The organism is Chitinophagales bacterium (assembly GCA_040877935.1).
Classification (GTDB): domain Bacteria; phylum Bacteroidota; class Bacteroidia; order Chitinophagales; family CAIOSU01; genus JBBDNB01.
The window spans coordinates 48,742-67,247 of the sequence record JBBDNB010000008.1 but is presented as its reverse complement, the minus strand read 5'-3'; the positions used below and the strand labels follow the sequence as shown (position 1 = coordinate 67,247).

15 protein-coding genes are annotated in these 18,506 nt (G+C 31.0%); 8 read left to right on the top strand and 7 right to left on the bottom strand.

Features of this window, described 5'->3' with window-relative positions; translation table 11 throughout:
* The first annotated feature begins 173 nt into the window (after positions 1–173).
* The 6 genes from WD048_01925 (at position 174) to WD048_01900 (ending at position 5,892) form a co-directional block, all read left to right on the top strand.
* Entirely contained in the window at positions 174–587 is a 414-nt protein-coding gene (locus tag WD048_01925; protein ID MEX0810944.1) for a GxxExxY protein, read from the top strand.
* Positions 588–638: 51 nt separating this feature from the next.
* Positions 639–1,598 (top strand): phytanoyl-CoA dioxygenase family protein, encoded by a 960-nt coding sequence (locus WD048_01920; GenBank protein MEX0810943.1) that lies wholly within the window; start codon positions 639–641, stop codon positions 1,596–1,598.
* A gap of 16 nt (positions 1,599–1,614) precedes the next feature.
* Entirely contained in the window at positions 1,615–3,099 is a 1,485-nt protein-coding gene (locus WD048_01915) for a DUF6056 family protein (GenBank protein MEX0810942.1), read from the top strand.
* Positions 3,092–3,541, top strand: a complete 450-nt coding sequence (locus WD048_01910; protein ID MEX0810941.1) for a hypothetical protein — start codon at positions 3,092–3,094, stop codon at positions 3,539–3,541. The genes WD048_01915 and WD048_01910 overlap by 8 nt, the downstream gene beginning before the upstream one ends.
* A 49-nt stretch (positions 3,542–3,590) precedes the next feature.
* Positions 3,591–4,871: an ATP-binding cassette domain-containing protein gene (locus tag WD048_01905; GenBank protein MEX0810940.1), complete on the top strand. Its 1,281-nt coding sequence runs from the start codon at positions 3,591–3,593 to the stop codon at positions 4,869–4,871.
* 151 nt (positions 4,872–5,022) lie between these two features.
* Positions 5,023–5,892 (top strand): phytanoyl-CoA dioxygenase family protein, encoded by an 870-nt coding sequence (locus WD048_01900; protein MEX0810939.1) that lies wholly within the window; start codon positions 5,023–5,025, stop codon positions 5,890–5,892.
* Between the two features lie 18 nt (positions 5,893–5,910).
* On the opposite strand, the gene WD048_01895 is transcribed toward WD048_01900, so the two are convergent.
* From WD048_01895 to WD048_01865, 7 genes are all read right to left on the bottom strand, one after another.
* Positions 5,911–7,617, bottom strand: coding sequence for a phytanoyl-CoA dioxygenase family protein (locus tag WD048_01895; protein ID MEX0810938.1), 1,707 nt, complete (start codon positions 7,615–7,617; stop codon positions 5,911–5,913).
* A gap of 34 nt (positions 7,618–7,651) precedes the next feature.
* A complete protein-coding gene (locus WD048_01890) occupies positions 7,652–8,542 on the bottom strand; it encodes a phytanoyl-CoA dioxygenase family protein (protein MEX0810937.1) in 891 nt (296 codons plus the stop codon).
* Between the two features lie 56 nt (positions 8,543–8,598).
* Positions 8,599–9,453 (bottom strand): hypothetical protein, encoded by an 855-nt coding sequence (locus WD048_01885; GenBank protein ID MEX0810936.1) that lies wholly within the window; start codon positions 9,451–9,453, stop codon positions 8,599–8,601.
* Positions 9,450–11,018, bottom strand: a complete 1,569-nt coding sequence (locus WD048_01880) for a hypothetical protein (GenBank protein MEX0810935.1) — start codon at positions 11,016–11,018, stop codon at positions 9,450–9,452. The genes WD048_01885 and WD048_01880 overlap by 4 nt, the downstream gene beginning before the upstream one ends.
* 502 nt (positions 11,019–11,520) lie before the next feature.
* Positions 11,521–13,812: a hypothetical protein gene (locus WD048_01875; GenBank protein MEX0810934.1), complete on the bottom strand. Its 2,292-nt coding sequence runs from the start codon at positions 13,810–13,812 to the stop codon at positions 11,521–11,523.
* A gap of 84 nt (positions 13,813–13,896) precedes the next feature.
* Positions 13,897–14,487, bottom strand: a complete 591-nt coding sequence (locus tag WD048_01870) for a hypothetical protein (protein ID MEX0810933.1) — start codon at positions 14,485–14,487, stop codon at positions 13,897–13,899.
* Between the two features lie 60 nt (positions 14,488–14,547).
* The gene (locus tag WD048_01865; protein ID MEX0810932.1) at positions 14,548–16,014 is read right to left on the bottom strand and encodes a hypothetical protein; all 1,467 of its coding nucleotides are present in this window, start codon (positions 16,012–16,014) and stop codon (positions 14,548–14,550) included.
* Positions 16,015–16,456: 442 nt separating this feature from the next.
* Between WD048_01865 and WD048_01860 the strand changes: the two genes are divergently transcribed.
* Positions 16,457–17,932 carry a hypothetical protein gene (locus WD048_01860; GenBank protein MEX0810931.1) on the top strand — a complete coding sequence of 492 codons (1,476 nt, stop codon included), beginning with the start codon at positions 16,457–16,459 and terminating at the stop codon, positions 17,930–17,932.
* 178 nt (positions 17,933–18,110) lie between these two features.
* Positions 18,111–18,506, top strand: coding sequence for a WxcM-like domain-containing protein (locus WD048_01855; GenBank protein ID MEX0810930.1), 396 nt, complete (start codon positions 18,111–18,113; stop codon positions 18,504–18,506).

The following is an 18,506-nucleotide window of genomic DNA, read 5'->3' as shown; positions in this document are numbered from 1 at the left end:
ATGAAGCAACAACATAGGTATTGAGGAAACATAGGAATGAAGCAATAACATAGGTATTGAGGAAACATAGAAATGAAAAGCAATATAGGCATGAACCACTGAATGATATTTAACTATTGATTCTTGAGAATTACAAAAACATGTAGGAAATAGGGTAATAAAGCATTTAAAGGATGATTACAAAAAAATACCTTGATGAATTGACTTACGAGATTATAGGTGCGGCTATTGAAGTACATAAAGCAATAGGTCCTGGTCTTCTTGAAAGTGTTTATCACAAGTGTATGGTGCATGAACTTGAGCTTAGGGGTATCAACTTTCAGTCTGAACAGTACATTGAATTGAACTATAAGGGTTTGAATGTTGCGGCTGATCTAAGGTGTGATTTGTTGGTAGAAAACGCAATTGTCGTTGAATTAAAGTCTGCCAAAGAAATAGAGCCAATTCATGAAGCCATTTTGTTGACCTACATGAAATTATTGGAAAAACCCAAAGGCCTAATGATAAATTTCAATGTAACCAATATTTTTAGTGAGGGACAAAAGACTTATGTAAATGAATTTTTCAGGGATTTGCCCGACCATTAAAATTTATGATTTCTATGTGTCTATGAGGTTAAGTTTAAAAATATTGTGGTAATGAGTAAAAGGATTTTTAAAAAAGAAGAGCACCAAAAAATATTCGATAAACAAGGCTTTATTGTGCTGCCATTTCTGACAGAAGATGAAGTCGCATATTTAGATCGGTTTTTTGATGAGCTTCATCCTAATGTAGATAAGCAATCAGGATTTTTCAGTGGAAGCTATAGTGGTGACTTTGATTACAAGAAAAAAGCCAGTGATGAGATTGTAAAAGTATTTAGCAGGGCTTACGAAGAGAATTTTATAGACTACACACCATTTGGAGGGGCTTTTTTGTATAAGGTTCCCGGTCAAAACAGTGAATTGCAAGCCCATCAAGACTGGACAATTGTAGATGAGAAAGAAAACGTAGCATTAAATTGCTGGGTGCCTTTGTGTGATGTAACGCTCAAGAATGGACCAATAATGATTCTCCCGGGGAGTCATTTTGATAACCTCAATGTGGTCAGGGCGCCAACATTGCCCTTCTTTTTTAGCGGTGATGATGAAATGGTGGTAAAAGAATTGGAGCCAATGGAGGTGAAAGCGGGCACGGCTGTAGTTTTAAATCAAAGTGTAATTCATTATTCACCACCCAATAAGGGCAATAAAATCAGGAAAGCCATAACAGCTGGATTGAAGAGCAAAGATGCCCAGATGTATTTTCACTACAAAGTACCTGAAAAGGATGAGTTGGAAGTTTTTAAGGTGGATGATGACTTTTTGATCAGCTTCAAAGACTTTGTGAACGATATTGGCAAACGCCCATACTTTGGAAAGAGTATTGGCTCAATACCATATCAATTGCCCCAATATAGGGGAGAGGCATTGTATGGGAAATTAAAGGAGATGAAAGAGAGTGCTGGGTTTGAGATGAATCATTCCTTTAGTGAAGAACAGGAAATTGAACCTGACATTCCAGACCAAAAACCCAAAAAAGGTATTCTGCAAAAAATCAAAGAAAGCTTGTTCTCCTAAACAAAGCAATTCATAAATGAATACAGCAAGTGTTATCAAAAAAATTAACAGTGGTTTGCTCTTGCTGATTGTTGTGTATGGCTTTCTTTGGCTTTTTTTAGGGGCTTATTTTAGTCATCCCAATGCCGAGGATTTTTCATTGACTTCAGCACCAAAGTCAGAAGGTGTTATAAATGCAGCATCACATCTTTTGGTCACCTATGATGGGCGTTATTTTACCAATATACTGCATGGTATCAATCCCATGGCACTTGGCTGGCTTGACGGCTACAAGTGGACCATAGCATTTAACATTCTTTTCTTTGTTTTTTCTGTTTGGTATTTTCTACAAACCTTAAATGGAGGAAAAAAGAAATTTCAAACCCTTTTATTGAGCTCCTTTTTTGTTGCAGTCCATTTTGCATTGACACCATCATTGGTGCACGAATTATACTGGCTGGTGAGTTCATTTGTGTATTTGTACTGCTGGTGTTTTACATTGCTTTGGGTTTCCACTTTAATCAGGTTTTACAATTCAAATAGCGAAGGCAAAAAGAAACTGTATTTTTTACTCACCTCTGTTTTTTTGGTTAGCTCTGTAGGCATCAATGAGATGATGTTGGTCATCAATGCATTTCTGTTGGCAGGATTTGGCTTATATCACTACTATATTTACAAGCGGGAATATTATGTCCTGGTTCTGCTGTCTGTACTGTCATTTATAAGCTATGCCTTTTTTATAATGTGTCCGGGAATCCGCAATAGGTTTTCTAGTTTCGAAAATGAACATCATGAAAATCATTACAATGAAATTATCAGTAAAAGCTTGCTGGATTTTAGTCAGGAAATGTTTTTATTGCTCAGCCAGGGAGGCATCTTTATTATTTACTTTATAATTGTGTTGGTGGGATTTAAAGATGTGCTAACGCTTAACCTTAAACTTCCTTCGCTTTCATTTAGGAATAGAATATTTTGTGTTTTGGCCTGTTTTGTTGCTGTTTACCTGATGATCTATGCCTTTTATGTGCCAATGGGACATGAGGAGTTTTTACCCCATAGAATATACACATCAGTTTGGACAGGTGCCCAACTGTCTTTTTTGGTTTTAATTATAGTGTTTAATTCTTTTAAATTTCAGCTTATTGACAGAGTTATGAGGCAATATCTATTGTTTGTTTCTTTATGTCTTTTCACTTTTTTATTTTTTACTCAAAAAAGCAATATTCAGTTATTAAAGCATGATTATATTTCTGGTAGACTTGAGGGATTTGATATGCAAATGAAAGAAAGGTATAAAATCCTTAGTGAAGCAGATCAAAGACAACATTGCAGGAGTATAGCAATATTGGAGCCATTGAAGGATACCCCGCGCAGTGTGCATAACGATCCGGATATACAACCCAACAGAATAGCAGCATATTGGAATAAAGCCTATGAATCTTATTTTGAAGTTGTGGAAGTAAGATTTTCAAGTGATACGATCACCAAAAAGGATTTAATAAGGGATCTATTGTATGAGTAACAATGTTTTTTATACGATCATAACTATGCTACTCTTGTTGGTATTGGGACTTTATGCAAATGAAGTGAGAAAAAAGACTTTCTTAAAAGATGATAATTTTGCTTGTGTAATGCAGATGAAATGTGACGACCACTTTATACCATCGGCACGATTTACAAAAAGACTTGAAAATGAGTTTTTATGCGAAGGATTGGTAAACAAGTACAAAATGAATACAGAGGATGAGTATGTTTTTTTTATAGAGTTTATGAGATTATCAGGTATTGTAAGCAATGATATCTTATTAAATAAAAAGCCTGATTACTATTCTGCAAGGGTTTTACAAAATCATGATGTTATTGCAGAAATTAGATTTAATTTTAAAAAAGGTGATTTCAGGCTTCTAAAAGTAGAAGGATTCTGCAACGTATTTAAAGAAGTGGATTGTTTTTTGGAACAGTAGTATTTAATAAGGTACATGACCGTTATAATAGCATGTTAATATTTAATTTATGGAGATTGAAAAAGAGCTTGTAATAGATATAAAGGACTTGTCTAAGGGGTATTATCCAAATGAAAAGGGTGAATTTGGTTTTTATGCATTGAATAATATAAATGTACAGTTTTATAAAAATCAAAGAATTGGTGTTATAGGCGAAAATGGCTCAGGAAAAAGTACGTTATTAAAGATCTTATCCGGCTTAATAAAACCTACTAATGGCAGTGCTGTTATAAAGGGAAAAGTAAATGCACTTATAGAATTAGGCAGTAATTTTATTCCTGATCTTACAGGAAGGGAAAACACCAACTTCTTTCTGAAGATTAATGGGATTAATGGGAGTTTAAAAAATGATTTCATAGATGAAATCAAAGAATTCAGTGGTTTAGGTAAATATTTTGAACAGCCTGTTAAACATTATTCCAGTGGTATGTTTGTAAGACTGGCTTTATCGGCTGGTTTTCACATCAATGCCGATTTGTTTTTTATTGATGAGGTTTTGCAGGCAGGTGACGCAGCCTTCAGGGAAAAAGCATCCTCGTATTTTAAAGAAATAACCAATGATGGAGCTACATTGCTTTTGGCATCGCATAGCCCCGATGAAATATTGGAAAATTGTACAGATTGCATTTGGCTTGAAGAAGGACAGATTAAAATGCTTGGAAAAGCAGGTGAAGTCGTTGAAAATTATTATAAAAGCATGACTAAATCATATGCTGAATCAAAATATTTTCCTGAAAAAGATAAAAATATTGTAAGTCAAAAAATAAAATTTTCAAATAACATCAATAAAACACAAGATAAATTAGCCAATGAACTCATTGAAGTGTTGGATTTTAAAATTACACCTGTAGACAATTCAAGTGATATTACATATGAAAATGGATTTAAAATTAAAATTACTGTTTTAAAAAAAATAGAAGGATGGTCATTGCATCTAATGATTGTATTGTACGATATTTACATGAAGCCCATTATATCCCTTGTTTCAAGTAATAATAAATCAATTTACGAAAAACTTAATAGTTTAAAACATAAGAAAGGGGAAATGACTTTAGAATGTAATGTTCCTCCCAATCTTCTAAGTTCAGGTGTATTTTATGCTGACTTTATGTTTGGTAAGGATCCTGAAAAAGGAGAACTTTATACTGAAGAAGCTTATAAATTACCCGTTAAAATAAAATTTGAGGTTAAAGAGGGTATCAACACTTATGATTTTTCTGGTGCAGGCCAGAATGTTTTTATAAAACCTTTGGCTGAATGGAAAGTAAATGATCATAAAATGGTTGAATGAGTCAATCTATTTAATGCTAATGTATACAGATTGATATACTGTATTAAATATTACTTACAGCATGTAATTTAATACTTAAATAATAAGCAATATAAATTAGGCAATAATCTAGTTTCAGCAATCTTCATGTTAAAGATATAACACAAAGCAAATGATCAAGTTTAAAAACAGCAAGCTACATAGTAAATTCATTAAAGATGGATGTGTTAAATTTGATTTGCTAAATAATGTTGAGGTTCAAAAGCTCAGGGATTTGTACTTTGATCATAAAGAAGAGCATTTAGTTGTGAAAAATATGATGCACAGCACAACTGATACCTTTAATGTAGATCTAATTCTAAAATTAGATGAAAAAATAAAAAACATATTGGTTCCAAAGCTTTCTGATATTTTACACGAATATGATCATATATTATCTTCTTTCATGGTTAAAGAATCCGGTGATAATAGCCAAACTTCATATCATCAGGATCCTACATTAGTAGATTCTGATGAATATATGAGTGCTAATATATGGGTAGCCCTTCAGGATACAAATAGTGAAAATGGTAACCTTTGTGTTGTTAAAGGTTCGCATAGAATTACAGATTGTCTTGTTGTAACACCTGATTTCCCCGCGTTTTTTAATAAATTTAAAGATCAAATCCCTGAATATTCAACAGAAATTCCAGTGAAATCAGGTCAAGCAATAATTTTTGATAATAAGCTTATACATGGTGCGACAGCAAATCATTCCGGTAAAGAGCGAATAGCTGCTGTATTATCAATTAAATCAAAGCAGGCTAAGTGGAATTTTTATTATTTGGAACCAGGTAATCCAGAGAGTAAGATAGAAAGATATGCATTCGACACTAAAAGTTTTGCTGAATTAAAGAAAAACCAGCGCCCTTCCTCTAAATTTTTAGGATATCATAATTACAATTTTAAACAACTCGACTATAAACATTTTAAGCAATTCATGCTTAAAAATTATCCTTTAGAATATATAAGAGCTAATATCAAACTTTTTAATATGAGTTGAATATAATTGTTATTTTATTTATGTTAAATGTTCTAATTTTTCTTTAATATAGTTATTATCGATATCATCGTAAAACAAATAAATTTCTCCTACATTATCTCCAGTATTAGGTTTAACATTATGAAGTTTATGTGTTTCTGAAAAAAAATAATCTTCCCTTTGTTTATACAATATACCTTTATCTGCTGAATTTGAAGCAGTAATCACGTTAAAATATTCGGAATATTTGTGGTGAACTCTTAAAACAATATTGTTTCTATTAACCTGTGTTTGATTTGGTTCTGATGAGTGTATTATACGGGAATCAAAAATAATTGCCTGGCCTGCTTTTAATTGAAAAGTTTTACCATAACTATCCAAAAACTTCCTTTTATTTTCCAATGGCCATTTAAATACGTTGTAAGCAAAATTAATTTTATTAAAAATCCTGTGAGAACCGGGTATCACTTTTAATGCGCCAGTATTATTATCCACATCTATAAATGGTGCCCATATGCCATATAGTGGTTCTATAGATTCATTAAATATTAATGAAGGGTCGTTGTGCCATTCCAGTGGGTATTGGTTATCTGCTTTTCTTGAGTAAAGCAAACTAACAGGAGATTTGTAATCTTTGAAGTAGTTATCTAAGTTATTTTTTATTGTATTTATTATAAACTTATGCAAATCTCTTCTGTCTTTAGCGTTTTCCAATTCTAGGGATGAAAATGTCCCTCTGAATAAAGATGTATCAGGAAATGTTTCTTCAAATTTATTTTGGAGTTTTTTTATGGTGTTATCGTCTAAAAGATCAACAACTACAAAGCCTTTTTCATTTATCTTTGCTTCAATTTTCTGGCTTTTAAGTATATGAAATATTTTATGTTCGTAGGTTTTAGCTCTTCCTTTGCTCACATTATGTTCATGGATTTTATCAATCAACCCCGAGGCGGTAATTTCTGAATTCTGGGTCACATTGTTTTCAATAGAAAACTCAGCTTTTTTCTTAAAGGGAAGTATCCCCTTTTCTAGTTTAGGTAAGTGTTGAAAAATTTCTTCTGTGTTAATTTCAAAAGCATCAATTTGATTTGGATTTGAATCATCTTTATGAAAATAAAGCGCCTGGGCATTTTTTTGTGTGATATTTACTAATACTGCAACTCTCTCCTTTGGAGTTGAATTAATAAATGACCCGTGAAATGTTTTATTATGAAAAACAGCAGCTTCTCCAGCAAATAGTCTCATATAGGATAAATATGGATGCATTTTTTTGTCGATTGGAATATGGGTAATTCCCATACTGCCAGAGCGTATATTGTTGTAAAAGGAATGGCTTTCAGGGATAAAACAAATCCCTCCATTTTCAGGATAAGAAACATCAAGTGGGATCCAAACTTGGTAATTTTGATAGTATCTTTCGTCAACAGCACTCCAATCCTGGTGAAGTTGAAATGCTTCATTGCTTTTTGCTCTTTTTACTACAAAATGACTCGCAAGAAAATTAAAGTTTTCAAAATGTTGATCAAAATATGGTTTTATCGTATTTACTATTTCATTGTGTACTTTTAAGTTGTTCCGATCTTTAGGATCATTATGCGTAACAGACATGTCTTGATCCTTTATTTTTTCCTGATAATATTTCCTAAAAATACTTTTTAAGTCATCTATCATAGATTGATCGCCCAGTTGTATTTTACTGAAACCTATATTCTCTATAGACTGCTGTAATATTTCGTATTTTATCATTGTAATTTATATATTAAGTAGTGTTGTTGTAAATTCAACTGCTTTTTCCGATTAATTTATTGATAATTCTATTTCTGTATTTGTATAAAGTGCCAACATTTAATTCGCATTTATCTTTAAATACTTCAAATGAAACGTCCGGTGCTTTATAATCTATATACCCTAAAAATTCAGCGTGTTTAGGACGTTCATCTTTTTTCATTTCTAACATAGATTTAACGCTGATTTTATATTTTTCGATTTTTGATAGCGGATTTCCCTTTGGTAAAAAATGATGTGTAAATTCAGCATTTTTTGAATACCCACCTGTAATACAAGCTACTCTTTGCTTGTTTGAAAAGTTTTTCCTTGAAGCATGTATTATAGCCTGATTGAACATAACACATTCTCCTGCTTTTGATGGTACGTCAACAAGATAATCGACCGCAGCATCTTTAAAAGAATAAAAATAGGGAGGGAGATCTGGTGAAATTCGCAAGGAAGGGTAAAATTTATGACTTCCCGGAATAAACTGCATACATCCATTTAAGACGTTTGTATTGTCTAAAGCAACCCAAAGACCAAATGCAGTATGTTTTGTTTCATCTACAAACGAGCCATCTTGATGAATGGTTACAGAAGAATTTTTACCTCTGTCTTTTGTCAAAAATACACTTATCGTTAGATTGTAGTTTATTAAATATTTATTAATTTCTTTTTTATAATAAGGTATTAAGAAATCATTAACTTTATTAATTATATTGCTATCACTGGTGTTTAGGGTAGTATGAAAAGCATTATTTTTTTTAGCATTGTGTTTCTCGCGAATGTAGTTGTAAAATTCTTTGATTTCTGAAATTTGCATAGCATCAAATAAGGGAAACTTCACAAATCCTTTATTATGATACGCTGAATTTAATTGTTTGTCCTTTAATATCTGTTCCATAATTCTTTATATAGAAAATTGAAGGTAATGATTAAAAGAGCATTTATTAATCAAGTTTAGGCCCAATAATAAATGTTTCCATCCTTTCCTTCTGCTATAAAACAACCAATTGTAACGCGATCGAGGTTCCCTTCAATGTAATTGATACTGTGCCATATTTGAGCAGCCCTAAAAATTGTTGCAGAACACTTTTTAGGTTTTATCATATAGTGCTCTATATTTGTATGCCCTCTATTCTTAAAAATAGACCCATCAATATTATGTCGTTCTTCATAGGATGTTTCATTAACATTGATTTGTGTGTTTTCCCATGACTTATTGAATAATACCAGTTCACCACCTTCTTCGGGAGCTTGTAATGTAATAAAAAGGGACAATGCATTTTCAAGATCAATCACTTCATAAATGTTTTTTTTAAATTCTGAATCTAATTGGTTTAAAAATGCATTTTCACAATGTATATCAATACCATTTTTTCCGGAAAAAAGTACACGAAAGCTCATTGGAGATAGACAAATTTGATTGGGTAAACAAAGTAGTTTTGTGCCTCCTGATTGTTCTATTTGCTTTCTTATTACATTTGCAGCAGCATGCTCACTTGTGAAAAAACGCTTTGAAAATGATTTGTTTGAACTTAAATAGTTATTTAGTGCTTCAGCAGCATTTTCCTGATCGCCCCTAATTATAGAGTATGGAAAAGGAAAAAAACATCCATCAGGAAGTCTAAAATAACCTTTGTCCTCATTTTTATCTGAAATTCTTAGGGCACTTAAAAGTTCATCAGCAGTATTAAGACTGATGAAATTATCAATGTTAATGATGTCAGTATTGCGTTGAAACAATGATGAAAGTGTAGCTTTATCAATGGTGCTGTTTTCTATATTTTTATATTTTAAAATTATGTCTGTCATGATTGTTTTATTGTATATGCCCTGACAGCTTCCTTTTCATCAGGATTGGCTGGATATAAGAGTTTCCATTGGATATCTATTTTATGAACAACATTCAGGTATTCTGTAAGGAAGTCTTTATAAGATGCGCTCATTAGAAAAATGTTTTCCTCTCCTCCTTTCCTTACAAATTTAAAGAATTCACCGTAATGATTGGGGTCACAATTACAATAAGCTTGTAAATAAGACCTGTAGGGTTCTACGGTGCTTATATGTTGGATATCAAATAATACCACACTTTGGTAATTGTTGAATTTATAACTTTCAAATGGTTTAAATGCATTTAATATCATACTTGCAGATTGGCTGTTTAGGAAAATATTTTTGCCTTGAATGATTTCATCAAATTCACTTTTCAGGTTTTTTTGTTCTATATAAAACTTATTTAAGCTCCTGCTTTTGAACCATAAATTTGTTCCATGCCCTAAGAAAAAAACAAGGGACAACATCAAAAAAATATTTTGCAACGCATTATTTTTAATATCAATAACTATAAACAAAAAAGATACATAAAGTATGTTGATAGAGCATAATAATACAGACATTCCTGTATCTGTCATTTTAACTTTATACCCAATAAAGAGAAAAAACATCCAAATAATAATATGATAAAGGAGCATTTTTAAAGTTTCTTTATTCTTTTTTACATACCCGGCCAGCGTTATGAATAAAATAATTAAAATATTAAACAGGAAAAGGAATTTTGAAGCCAACAAAGCGTTAAAAAAGAGTGTCCAGGTATTCATCATCATGTATTGATAATCCCTTGTTTCCATTTCTTTATCAATTAATGATCTTAGAAATTCAGCATCATTAGTTGTAGCATCTCCCCACATATTTTTATTTATAGCTTTATATCTCATTGTATCAATGTAGCTATTCATTTTGTTTACAGATACGATATTATTCCTCGTGGTGAGTTCATACTCTACATCCGGTTCTATTTTTTTGTAAAATGCATCTGATGTACTGATATCATGGGCAAACCATATAATTACTGTTACCGATATTATCGCTGGTATCAGATATAGCTTTATTGAGTTTGTAAACTTTGTGATTAATTTATTTTGATCTAAAATCAAGAAGTAATAAAGCCCAACAATAAATAGCATTAAAACAGCAGCTTCAGGTCGTGTGAAAAGCCCCGCTACATAAAATAAATTATAGAACAGCCTACTTTTATAAGTGAGTTTATTGTGCCTAAATTCATATGCCAAAGCAAAGAGAGCTGAAAAACTCATTAAAAAACCAATATTGGTGCATATTAGAGTTGTTGCTTGTTCACTATAAAATATTATTAGTAGTATAACGACAGCTAAATAGTTTTTGAATTTTAAAACATATTTACTGAATATATTTAAAATTATAAAAAGGCTAACCAACAAGTAGGAGTATTGGAATACACTTAACCAGGGAATTTCTGGGAAACTTGTAAAAAAATAAGAGTAAACCTTAATGAGTAGTATATGAACTAAATAATAAAAATCATTATAAGGCATTCCTGGAGTAAGCACTCCCTCAATCATTGCTGTAAAAATAGGTTCATATCTTACATAATAGAACCCATATAGAAAATAACTAAATAATAGTGTTAAAAATGACAAAACCAATAAAAATATACTGTTTCTTAAAAGCAAGTTTATATTGTGTATGGTGCTATGAATCACAGTTTTAATTTATAGTTTTGTTACAATATTATCAATATAAAAAACATGTATTTGATTTTAAGATTTAAAATACAAATGTGACAAAATACTGCTTACAACTTACTGATAAAGTTACTTATTTCTTTGTAGAATCTTTTAAGCATAGGAATTTGCAGGGCAATTAATTTTTGTATAATTTTCTATAAAATGAACAATTGTCAATTGAAAATATATACCTTGCCATAAAATCAATAGAATAGTTGAAGCTTTTAAAACACCATAATGATAAAAGAACTTTGCACAAACATCACTTTTAGAATCATATAAATATTCTATTGGTCAAGCACATTCCTCTTGTTCGGATATAAATGCTATACGAAACTTAATTAGAATTAATAATTGCTTTGTTTAAAGACTCATGTAAAATGATCTTGTTATTAATATCACTGATTAAGTCAATTTCATTCAATCTGTTTTTTTTGAACCATAAATAATAATGAAGGGAGTAACTCAAAATTTCGAATTTATATTCATTTTCTTTTTGAGCAAAATGGTAATCTTCTATATCCAATGGAAAAAAGTTGCAAGCGGGAATCTCTTCGTACAGATTTCGTTTCCTGCGTAAGATACTGTCATTTAAATGAAGTAGGGTAACATTATCGGTAATATTTATGTTTTGTTTTAATTCATCTATTGATACTGCCTTACGAGAGTCTTTATAGATTGGACCAATGATACCATTTTGAACATCTATAGCCACAGCATATAATATAGTCTTTTCTTTAAAATAAACAAGGCATATATCGTGTTCAATTTCATCTAAATGTGCAGCAGTAGCAAAATAATTACTTTCACCCAGTTCATTTATTATCCTTGAAGTAATTAATGAGATTCCTCCGCACTGAGGTGCCCAAACACCTGATATTATATTTGATAATATAGAATCTAAAGACATTTTTTCATATGGATAGTTTTCTTTTTGAGGCATCCTTGGATCCGCAAATATTTGATATAATGAAGATGTTAAAGCAATTAGACCTTCAACACCCCCTTTTTCAATATCTTTATTAAGGTCTATCCATTCAAAATTGATTGGTGGATAAACAAGTACTTGTTTATTACATAATGAATCACTTGGATCAAAAAGTCCAATATTAATTGCCGAGTCTATATTCTCTAAAGGAATATTATCTGATAAAAATCTTTTTTGTAATTCTTCCTTGCTAATCTTTTTTGAATTGAATTTGCTTTTTTTCCTTGGTTTAATTTCCTTATCTCCTTCTAAAATAATTTGCTGGACTTTAAAATAGCTCTCGTATACTTCATTCCATCCTCCAAACCTGTTATTTTGTAAATCGAAGCCGCTAAAAATTGTTTTGGGTTTGCTTCTAAGCGTATCAATATATACGATATCATTTTTGTCATGAGTTTTTAATAGCTCCAAACGTTTTTGCATCTCAAGATGGTAATTTCGAGCATCTCCACTAAGAATATCAGTTACTGCCGAATTCCAGGTAGGTGAAAATGGCAATAATCCCAAAAAAGTAAAGCTTGAAATAATATTTACATTATTAATATTTAGCGAAATATTTAAATAGGGGTAAGAAAAATTAAGTATGTTTTGAAGTATAAAAAACCACAGAAATGGAAAAAGAAAATGTGTTACATTGAATATCCTATCCGGATAATCACCTTCTACATGATCTAGTGCCCAGTAATAGGGCAGGGGTAATATTAAGTATATTGCTAAAGCAGATACGCAAAACAGCAAATATGATTTTTTGTTTTGCTGCAAACTTGGGTTGTTTTGAACCAGTTTTATTCCTACAGGAATATATAGAACGCTTAGAGCCCATAGTAAATAATGATTTTTAAGCCAAGTCCAGTTTATTTTTATGTTTTGCGAAATAGTTATGCTTATTTTATTTGATAAATAAGCCAAGTCAAAATTAATAGGTTCTTGTGTGAAATGTGATTGGATACCAGGTGCAGATAGATGAATATATAAACCACAAGCAACGGCAAACAATAAAATGAAACTCTCAGCTTTATGATCAGATTTTTTGAAAGAGAAGTATATTACTAAGCTGAATACGGTATAAGGCAATAGGATTAGATACATTTCATTACATCCCAAAATCATTAAAATAAAAATAGAAGCAAGTAGTAAATATATAAACTTACGTCCTCCTACTAATGATTTATACATTAGTATAATTAATATGCACAGTAGTACAGTTAATACCATTGGTGTGAAATACACCATTGTACTTACCATATAATAAAAGGCTGCAGGCATAGAGGGGAAAACATAAATGCTCATTGCAAATAATAGAATAGAATAAAGCAATAAGGTGTTTAAGTTTGTTTTTGGGAAACTTACTTTCATTAAGTATAATAGTCCTGAATATAATAACACAAAATGAAGCAGTGGAATAAGTTTATACATCCAAAAATTGTAATTAACCAGTGGGTTAATTGCATAAAGTAGAGCTACAAAATATCTTCCGTCATAGGTGAAATACAAATCCTTGAAATGTACAAAACGCCCCAATGTTTGTGAAAGCATCGATTGTGAATAATCTTCAAGTCCCGGATATGTATAGTACGAAAGTATACAAAAGGGCAATAGCAAATAAACCAATAGGCTAAATAAAAAATATCTTTCTTTCATAAATAGGTGTTGATCCAATGATTTTGGAACTATCTAATATTCTGTTTTATAACACTAAATTAAACATGCAAACTGATAAGTGTTTTACATTGATGTTTGTGTAGAGTTGTTACTACATATGTAATGTAAAAAATTATTTACGTTGTTTATTTCATCGATTTTAACTTTATTAGAACCGGATTTATGCCTGCGTAGTAAGAATTGAGCACTAAATGAATCTATTTCATTTATGTGAATTGATTTAGGATGATTAGCCGGATAAAAGACAGCTATAGAATAAATTGAATCAATAGGACTGATTTTGTGGAGCGGGGCTGATAAATTAAAAATCTGTTTAACAGTAAGCATAAGTGCACTATCGCTATTTGTTATGTTTATTTTATTTTCTAATGCTGACCAATAATTATTGCAATTTTTATTTGATTGATGAATTTGAGACTTAAGTGATTGCTGTAACTTTTTTTTATCTAATATTAAATTACTAAAAAGCTCTGTATCTTTTAGAAGTAAGCTTTCGAATAATGCTTTCGTAGATTTAGTTCGTATATCAGGCTCATATTTAAATTTTTCAGGAGCAATTATACGCAATAGCTTATTGTCATGAAGAAATGTTATACTCAATGCACAAGCTAACAACAAACTGAAGATAAAGAGCAAACCAGCTTTATAACACACTTTTTTGATTTAAACATTTAAGTACTTATATTTTGTACTTTAATTTATTGATGTTTGCAGTTAATTACTTTCGGTTTTTACAATAATAGCCCCAGCATTTTCAGGATTTTTAAGTACTAATTCAAAACCCAGGGCAAAGGGTATAAATGATGGGTTAAAAGCAGTTGTAATTTTACCACCCCCGTTAGATGAACAGTTTTGCAAATAAAAAATATTATCTGGGCTTACATTATTTGAATCGGCATTATTCTCATCTAACCATACATTAAACACTGTATTACCACTGATTTGCTTACCCCCAAATATGAATCCATTTTTGCTGCTACAATTCGTGACAAAGAGTGGGGCTTTTAATGCTCCGCTTTCAAATCCGGATTCCGGGATAATTAAATCCAATGTATCCAGCGGAGAGTTGCGGTAGATGAATCTTTCAAAATGCTCATGATACCTAACAAACAATTTGTTATTCAGGAAGTCGTAAAAATATTTCATATGCAAATCTACCGGTTCGTCAGGGAAAAAATCATTTACACCGTAGATGAATTTTTTAGCAAAAGACATGCCTTTTGATTCGGAAATCTCCCCGTCTAATGAAAGTCTGGTTAATTGTTCTCTCATTAAGTGCAATGAATCGAAAAATACTTTAGCTTCATTTTTTCTTAAATCCAGTACATAACCGGATTGTTCCCAATTAATCTCGCATCCAGCGCATAATACGAATTCACCTGATATTTCTTTTGGTTTAGAAAGGGGGGAATATAAAGATACCGCTAAAGTGCTTGCTGATTTTTTCATATTCCTTTTATAACCTTCAAGTATATCCCCACTTACAGGGATAATCTCTTTTTTGTCCCACCAAGGATTGATATTGTATTTCTGAACAATAGAAGTGTCCTTTACTATGGCTTCATAAGAGGCAAATCCATTAGGAGATTTTCTGTATTCATGGATAAAGCCGGGCATTTTTGGATCAATGTCAACCATTATCCATGAATCATTAACCTTTACTTCTCCAAATGAATGATAATTTGTAGATAGTTCTCTAAAGTCCTCTACTTTGAAATAACCGGTTTTCATGAGCAATTCCGCAAAGCCCCTGAAAAAATCTTTAGAGCTTTTAACATATTGTCCCCATAGCATGCCCATTAATGAGTATTTCAAACTGTACAAATAATCAGTTTCTCCAGAGAACAAGTCCATGTCATTTTTGAAATGTATAGACTTAAAAAGTTGTCCGGCTTGTTTTATCAAGTGGATTTTAATGGATGCTTCATCACTTTTTTTATTAATGCCTTCAAGTAAGTAGTTTAATAGTGTAGAATCATTTCTAAGGGCTGTGTTTAATTTTGGCACATTAGGTTTAATATAAAATGATATAGGTTCTGAACTTGAGTTTTTTATATTGGTAGTAAAATGAAATTTGTTAGTGCTGGAATCGAACTTATGACCGGAAACCTCTACTTGTGCAAGTATGTTTTCATTGAAGGTCAATAAACATAGGAAAATAACAAGGTCTACTAATTTCATGGTAGGATTAATTTATATTGTAAATATAAAAGCGAACAATTCAGCTTTGTTTTGTCAATAATAGCATTTTGATGATGATTTTTCAAACATCTTAGGAAGCTGCCAATGACTAATTTTGTAAGAATTTTTTCTTATTTTGAATTTTAATAACAACAAGTGTTTTTAATAGTTGAAATTCCAAACTGTATTTTACTTATTCTTCAGCTATTTTAAATAATAAACTCAATTTATTTTTGAATAAATACTGGCAATATGGTATAATTGGTAAAATATAAAAACTACTATTGTCAGCTAAACATTACAGGTTAAACTCTTACTACATGAAACGAACATGCCAAAAAATTTTGACACACATGAGCATGATTAAAATTTTTTGGTATTGTGAGTTCTCCGCCTGTTCGGTCAGGCAGGCATCTAACCACTAAAAATAAATTTTAAACAGATGAAATTTTCAATTACAAGTATTTTGATTTTTATTCTTTGCTCAAATATTTCAGCCCAGTTAAAAGTACCCGGGCATAAATTTGATTCTAAATCCAAAAAATTTCATTTTACTACGAGCATTACAAATGCAGGGGATAAGCCAGTAGCATTCTATGTTCAGCCAAATATACCTGATTTAAAAAATGCATTTAGAAATGATTCGACTCTAATTGCTTATTTACTAGAGGGTTTAAATAAAGAAGCCGAAAAAGCAGACATTCAAATAAAACTTATTAAAAAGGCAGGAAGCTTATTCAAATCTGTTTTTTTTAATAATGATCGACATCTTTTCCTTGAAGATGAAAATGAACAGCTCTATGCCTTAAAATATTCGTTGATGGGCATGATATGGGGGCAGCCTTCTAAAAATTCCAATGATTTTTATAAAGGTTTTATTGAGCTGTTGGTTCGAACACCGTATTTTGATTATGATGATTTCAGAGAAGTAGCTTTAGATCACAACAGTTTTATAGAGGTTAAAATTAATGATGCCTGGGTCATGGTTGATGTTGACCCGAAGAAGCCTGCGTTTATTAATAAATATAAAAACTCACCTAATGGCTATGCTTCATTTGAAGATATTGTTGCTGATACTTCATTGATTGAAAAATATGATCATCATCAATGGTGGAGTGAAAAATATGATGTTCCTGAAAGAGGAGACATTATAGAAAAATACAAAATTAATTTAAAGCAAAAGTCAAATACAGTAATGTACAGTCCTGTGTTTCATAGCGAACAAAAAATGAAAATATCGGGAGAATTCGTATTATGTCCTGGTTGTGAAATTTTCTGGGAAGAAAGGGGCTATTTTTTAAATCTGGAAGAAAAAAGAGGTGCTGTAGTGTATGATTCCATAAATTTATTAGTTATGCAAATTAAACAACTAGATTTAAAAGGAAAATTTAATGACGTGAATGGGCAAGTTTACGGAGAAAAATTATTAGGCTTAGTAAATAATTATATACCCGATTCACCAATAAAAGAGATGGATGATTTTATACCTTTTATCTCAAATGAGTTGTATGTGATGAATAAAAACATGTTAATCAGATATATTCACAGGAAATCACCATTAGATCAGGTTGTGATAAGTGTTCCTGATTCAGGTGTAAATATTAACCAGCTTAAAGCACCTTTATTCATAACCAAAAGCGAATCTGAAGAAAACATAAAAATTAATGGTGGCAAAACTTTATCGAGTGGAGAAAACAATTTTAATGTTTGGGGAAGTGAAAATGATTCAATTCCTGTAAATCCTTCTGAAATTTTATATCTGAAAGATATAGCTACGGTTGCTAATGCAAAGTTTACCTGCCCATTTAATCCTGCTTTTATTCCATTTGCGTTTGGATTTAATTTAGTTTTATCAAATGAAAAACTATCAGAAAACCTTAGTATTGAATTGAATAAGGACGATAATAGTAGTAAATAATTTCCGGACTCAGGTTTATAAGTAATAAAAGGGTAGGGGCAGTCGGATCGATCAGCGTTCTAAACTCAATACTTTTAGTATTTTACGCTAATTTCACATTTGGAATTAAGCCATGATTCCAAATTTAGCAATTATTAATTTGTGTAAAAACAATTTTAAATTATCCCAAACTAAATAAATGCGCAAAAATCCAAGTTTAATTGAGTTCGATCAAATTAGTTTGTCCGAAGATCAGGTCAATATTGATGTATTTAATTTAGTAGATTTATGCCCTTTTGTACCCAAGAGAATTTATACAATAAAAACTGCTGAAAACGAAAGCCAAAGAGGATTTCATGCACATAAAAATCAATCGCAAGTTATCAGTATTATAAAAGGACAAGCAAAAGTTTTATTATTAAATAATGAAGGTGAAAAATTTGTTTTTAATTTAACTGCTCAGGCATTATTTATACCGCAAAATCATTGGATAGAAATCACACTACATAAGGATAGTATTCTTTTGTGTTTTGCTGAAAAGCTCTACCATGAGTTATCTACCATAAAAGATAAAACGCGCTTTCTAAATAAGTAA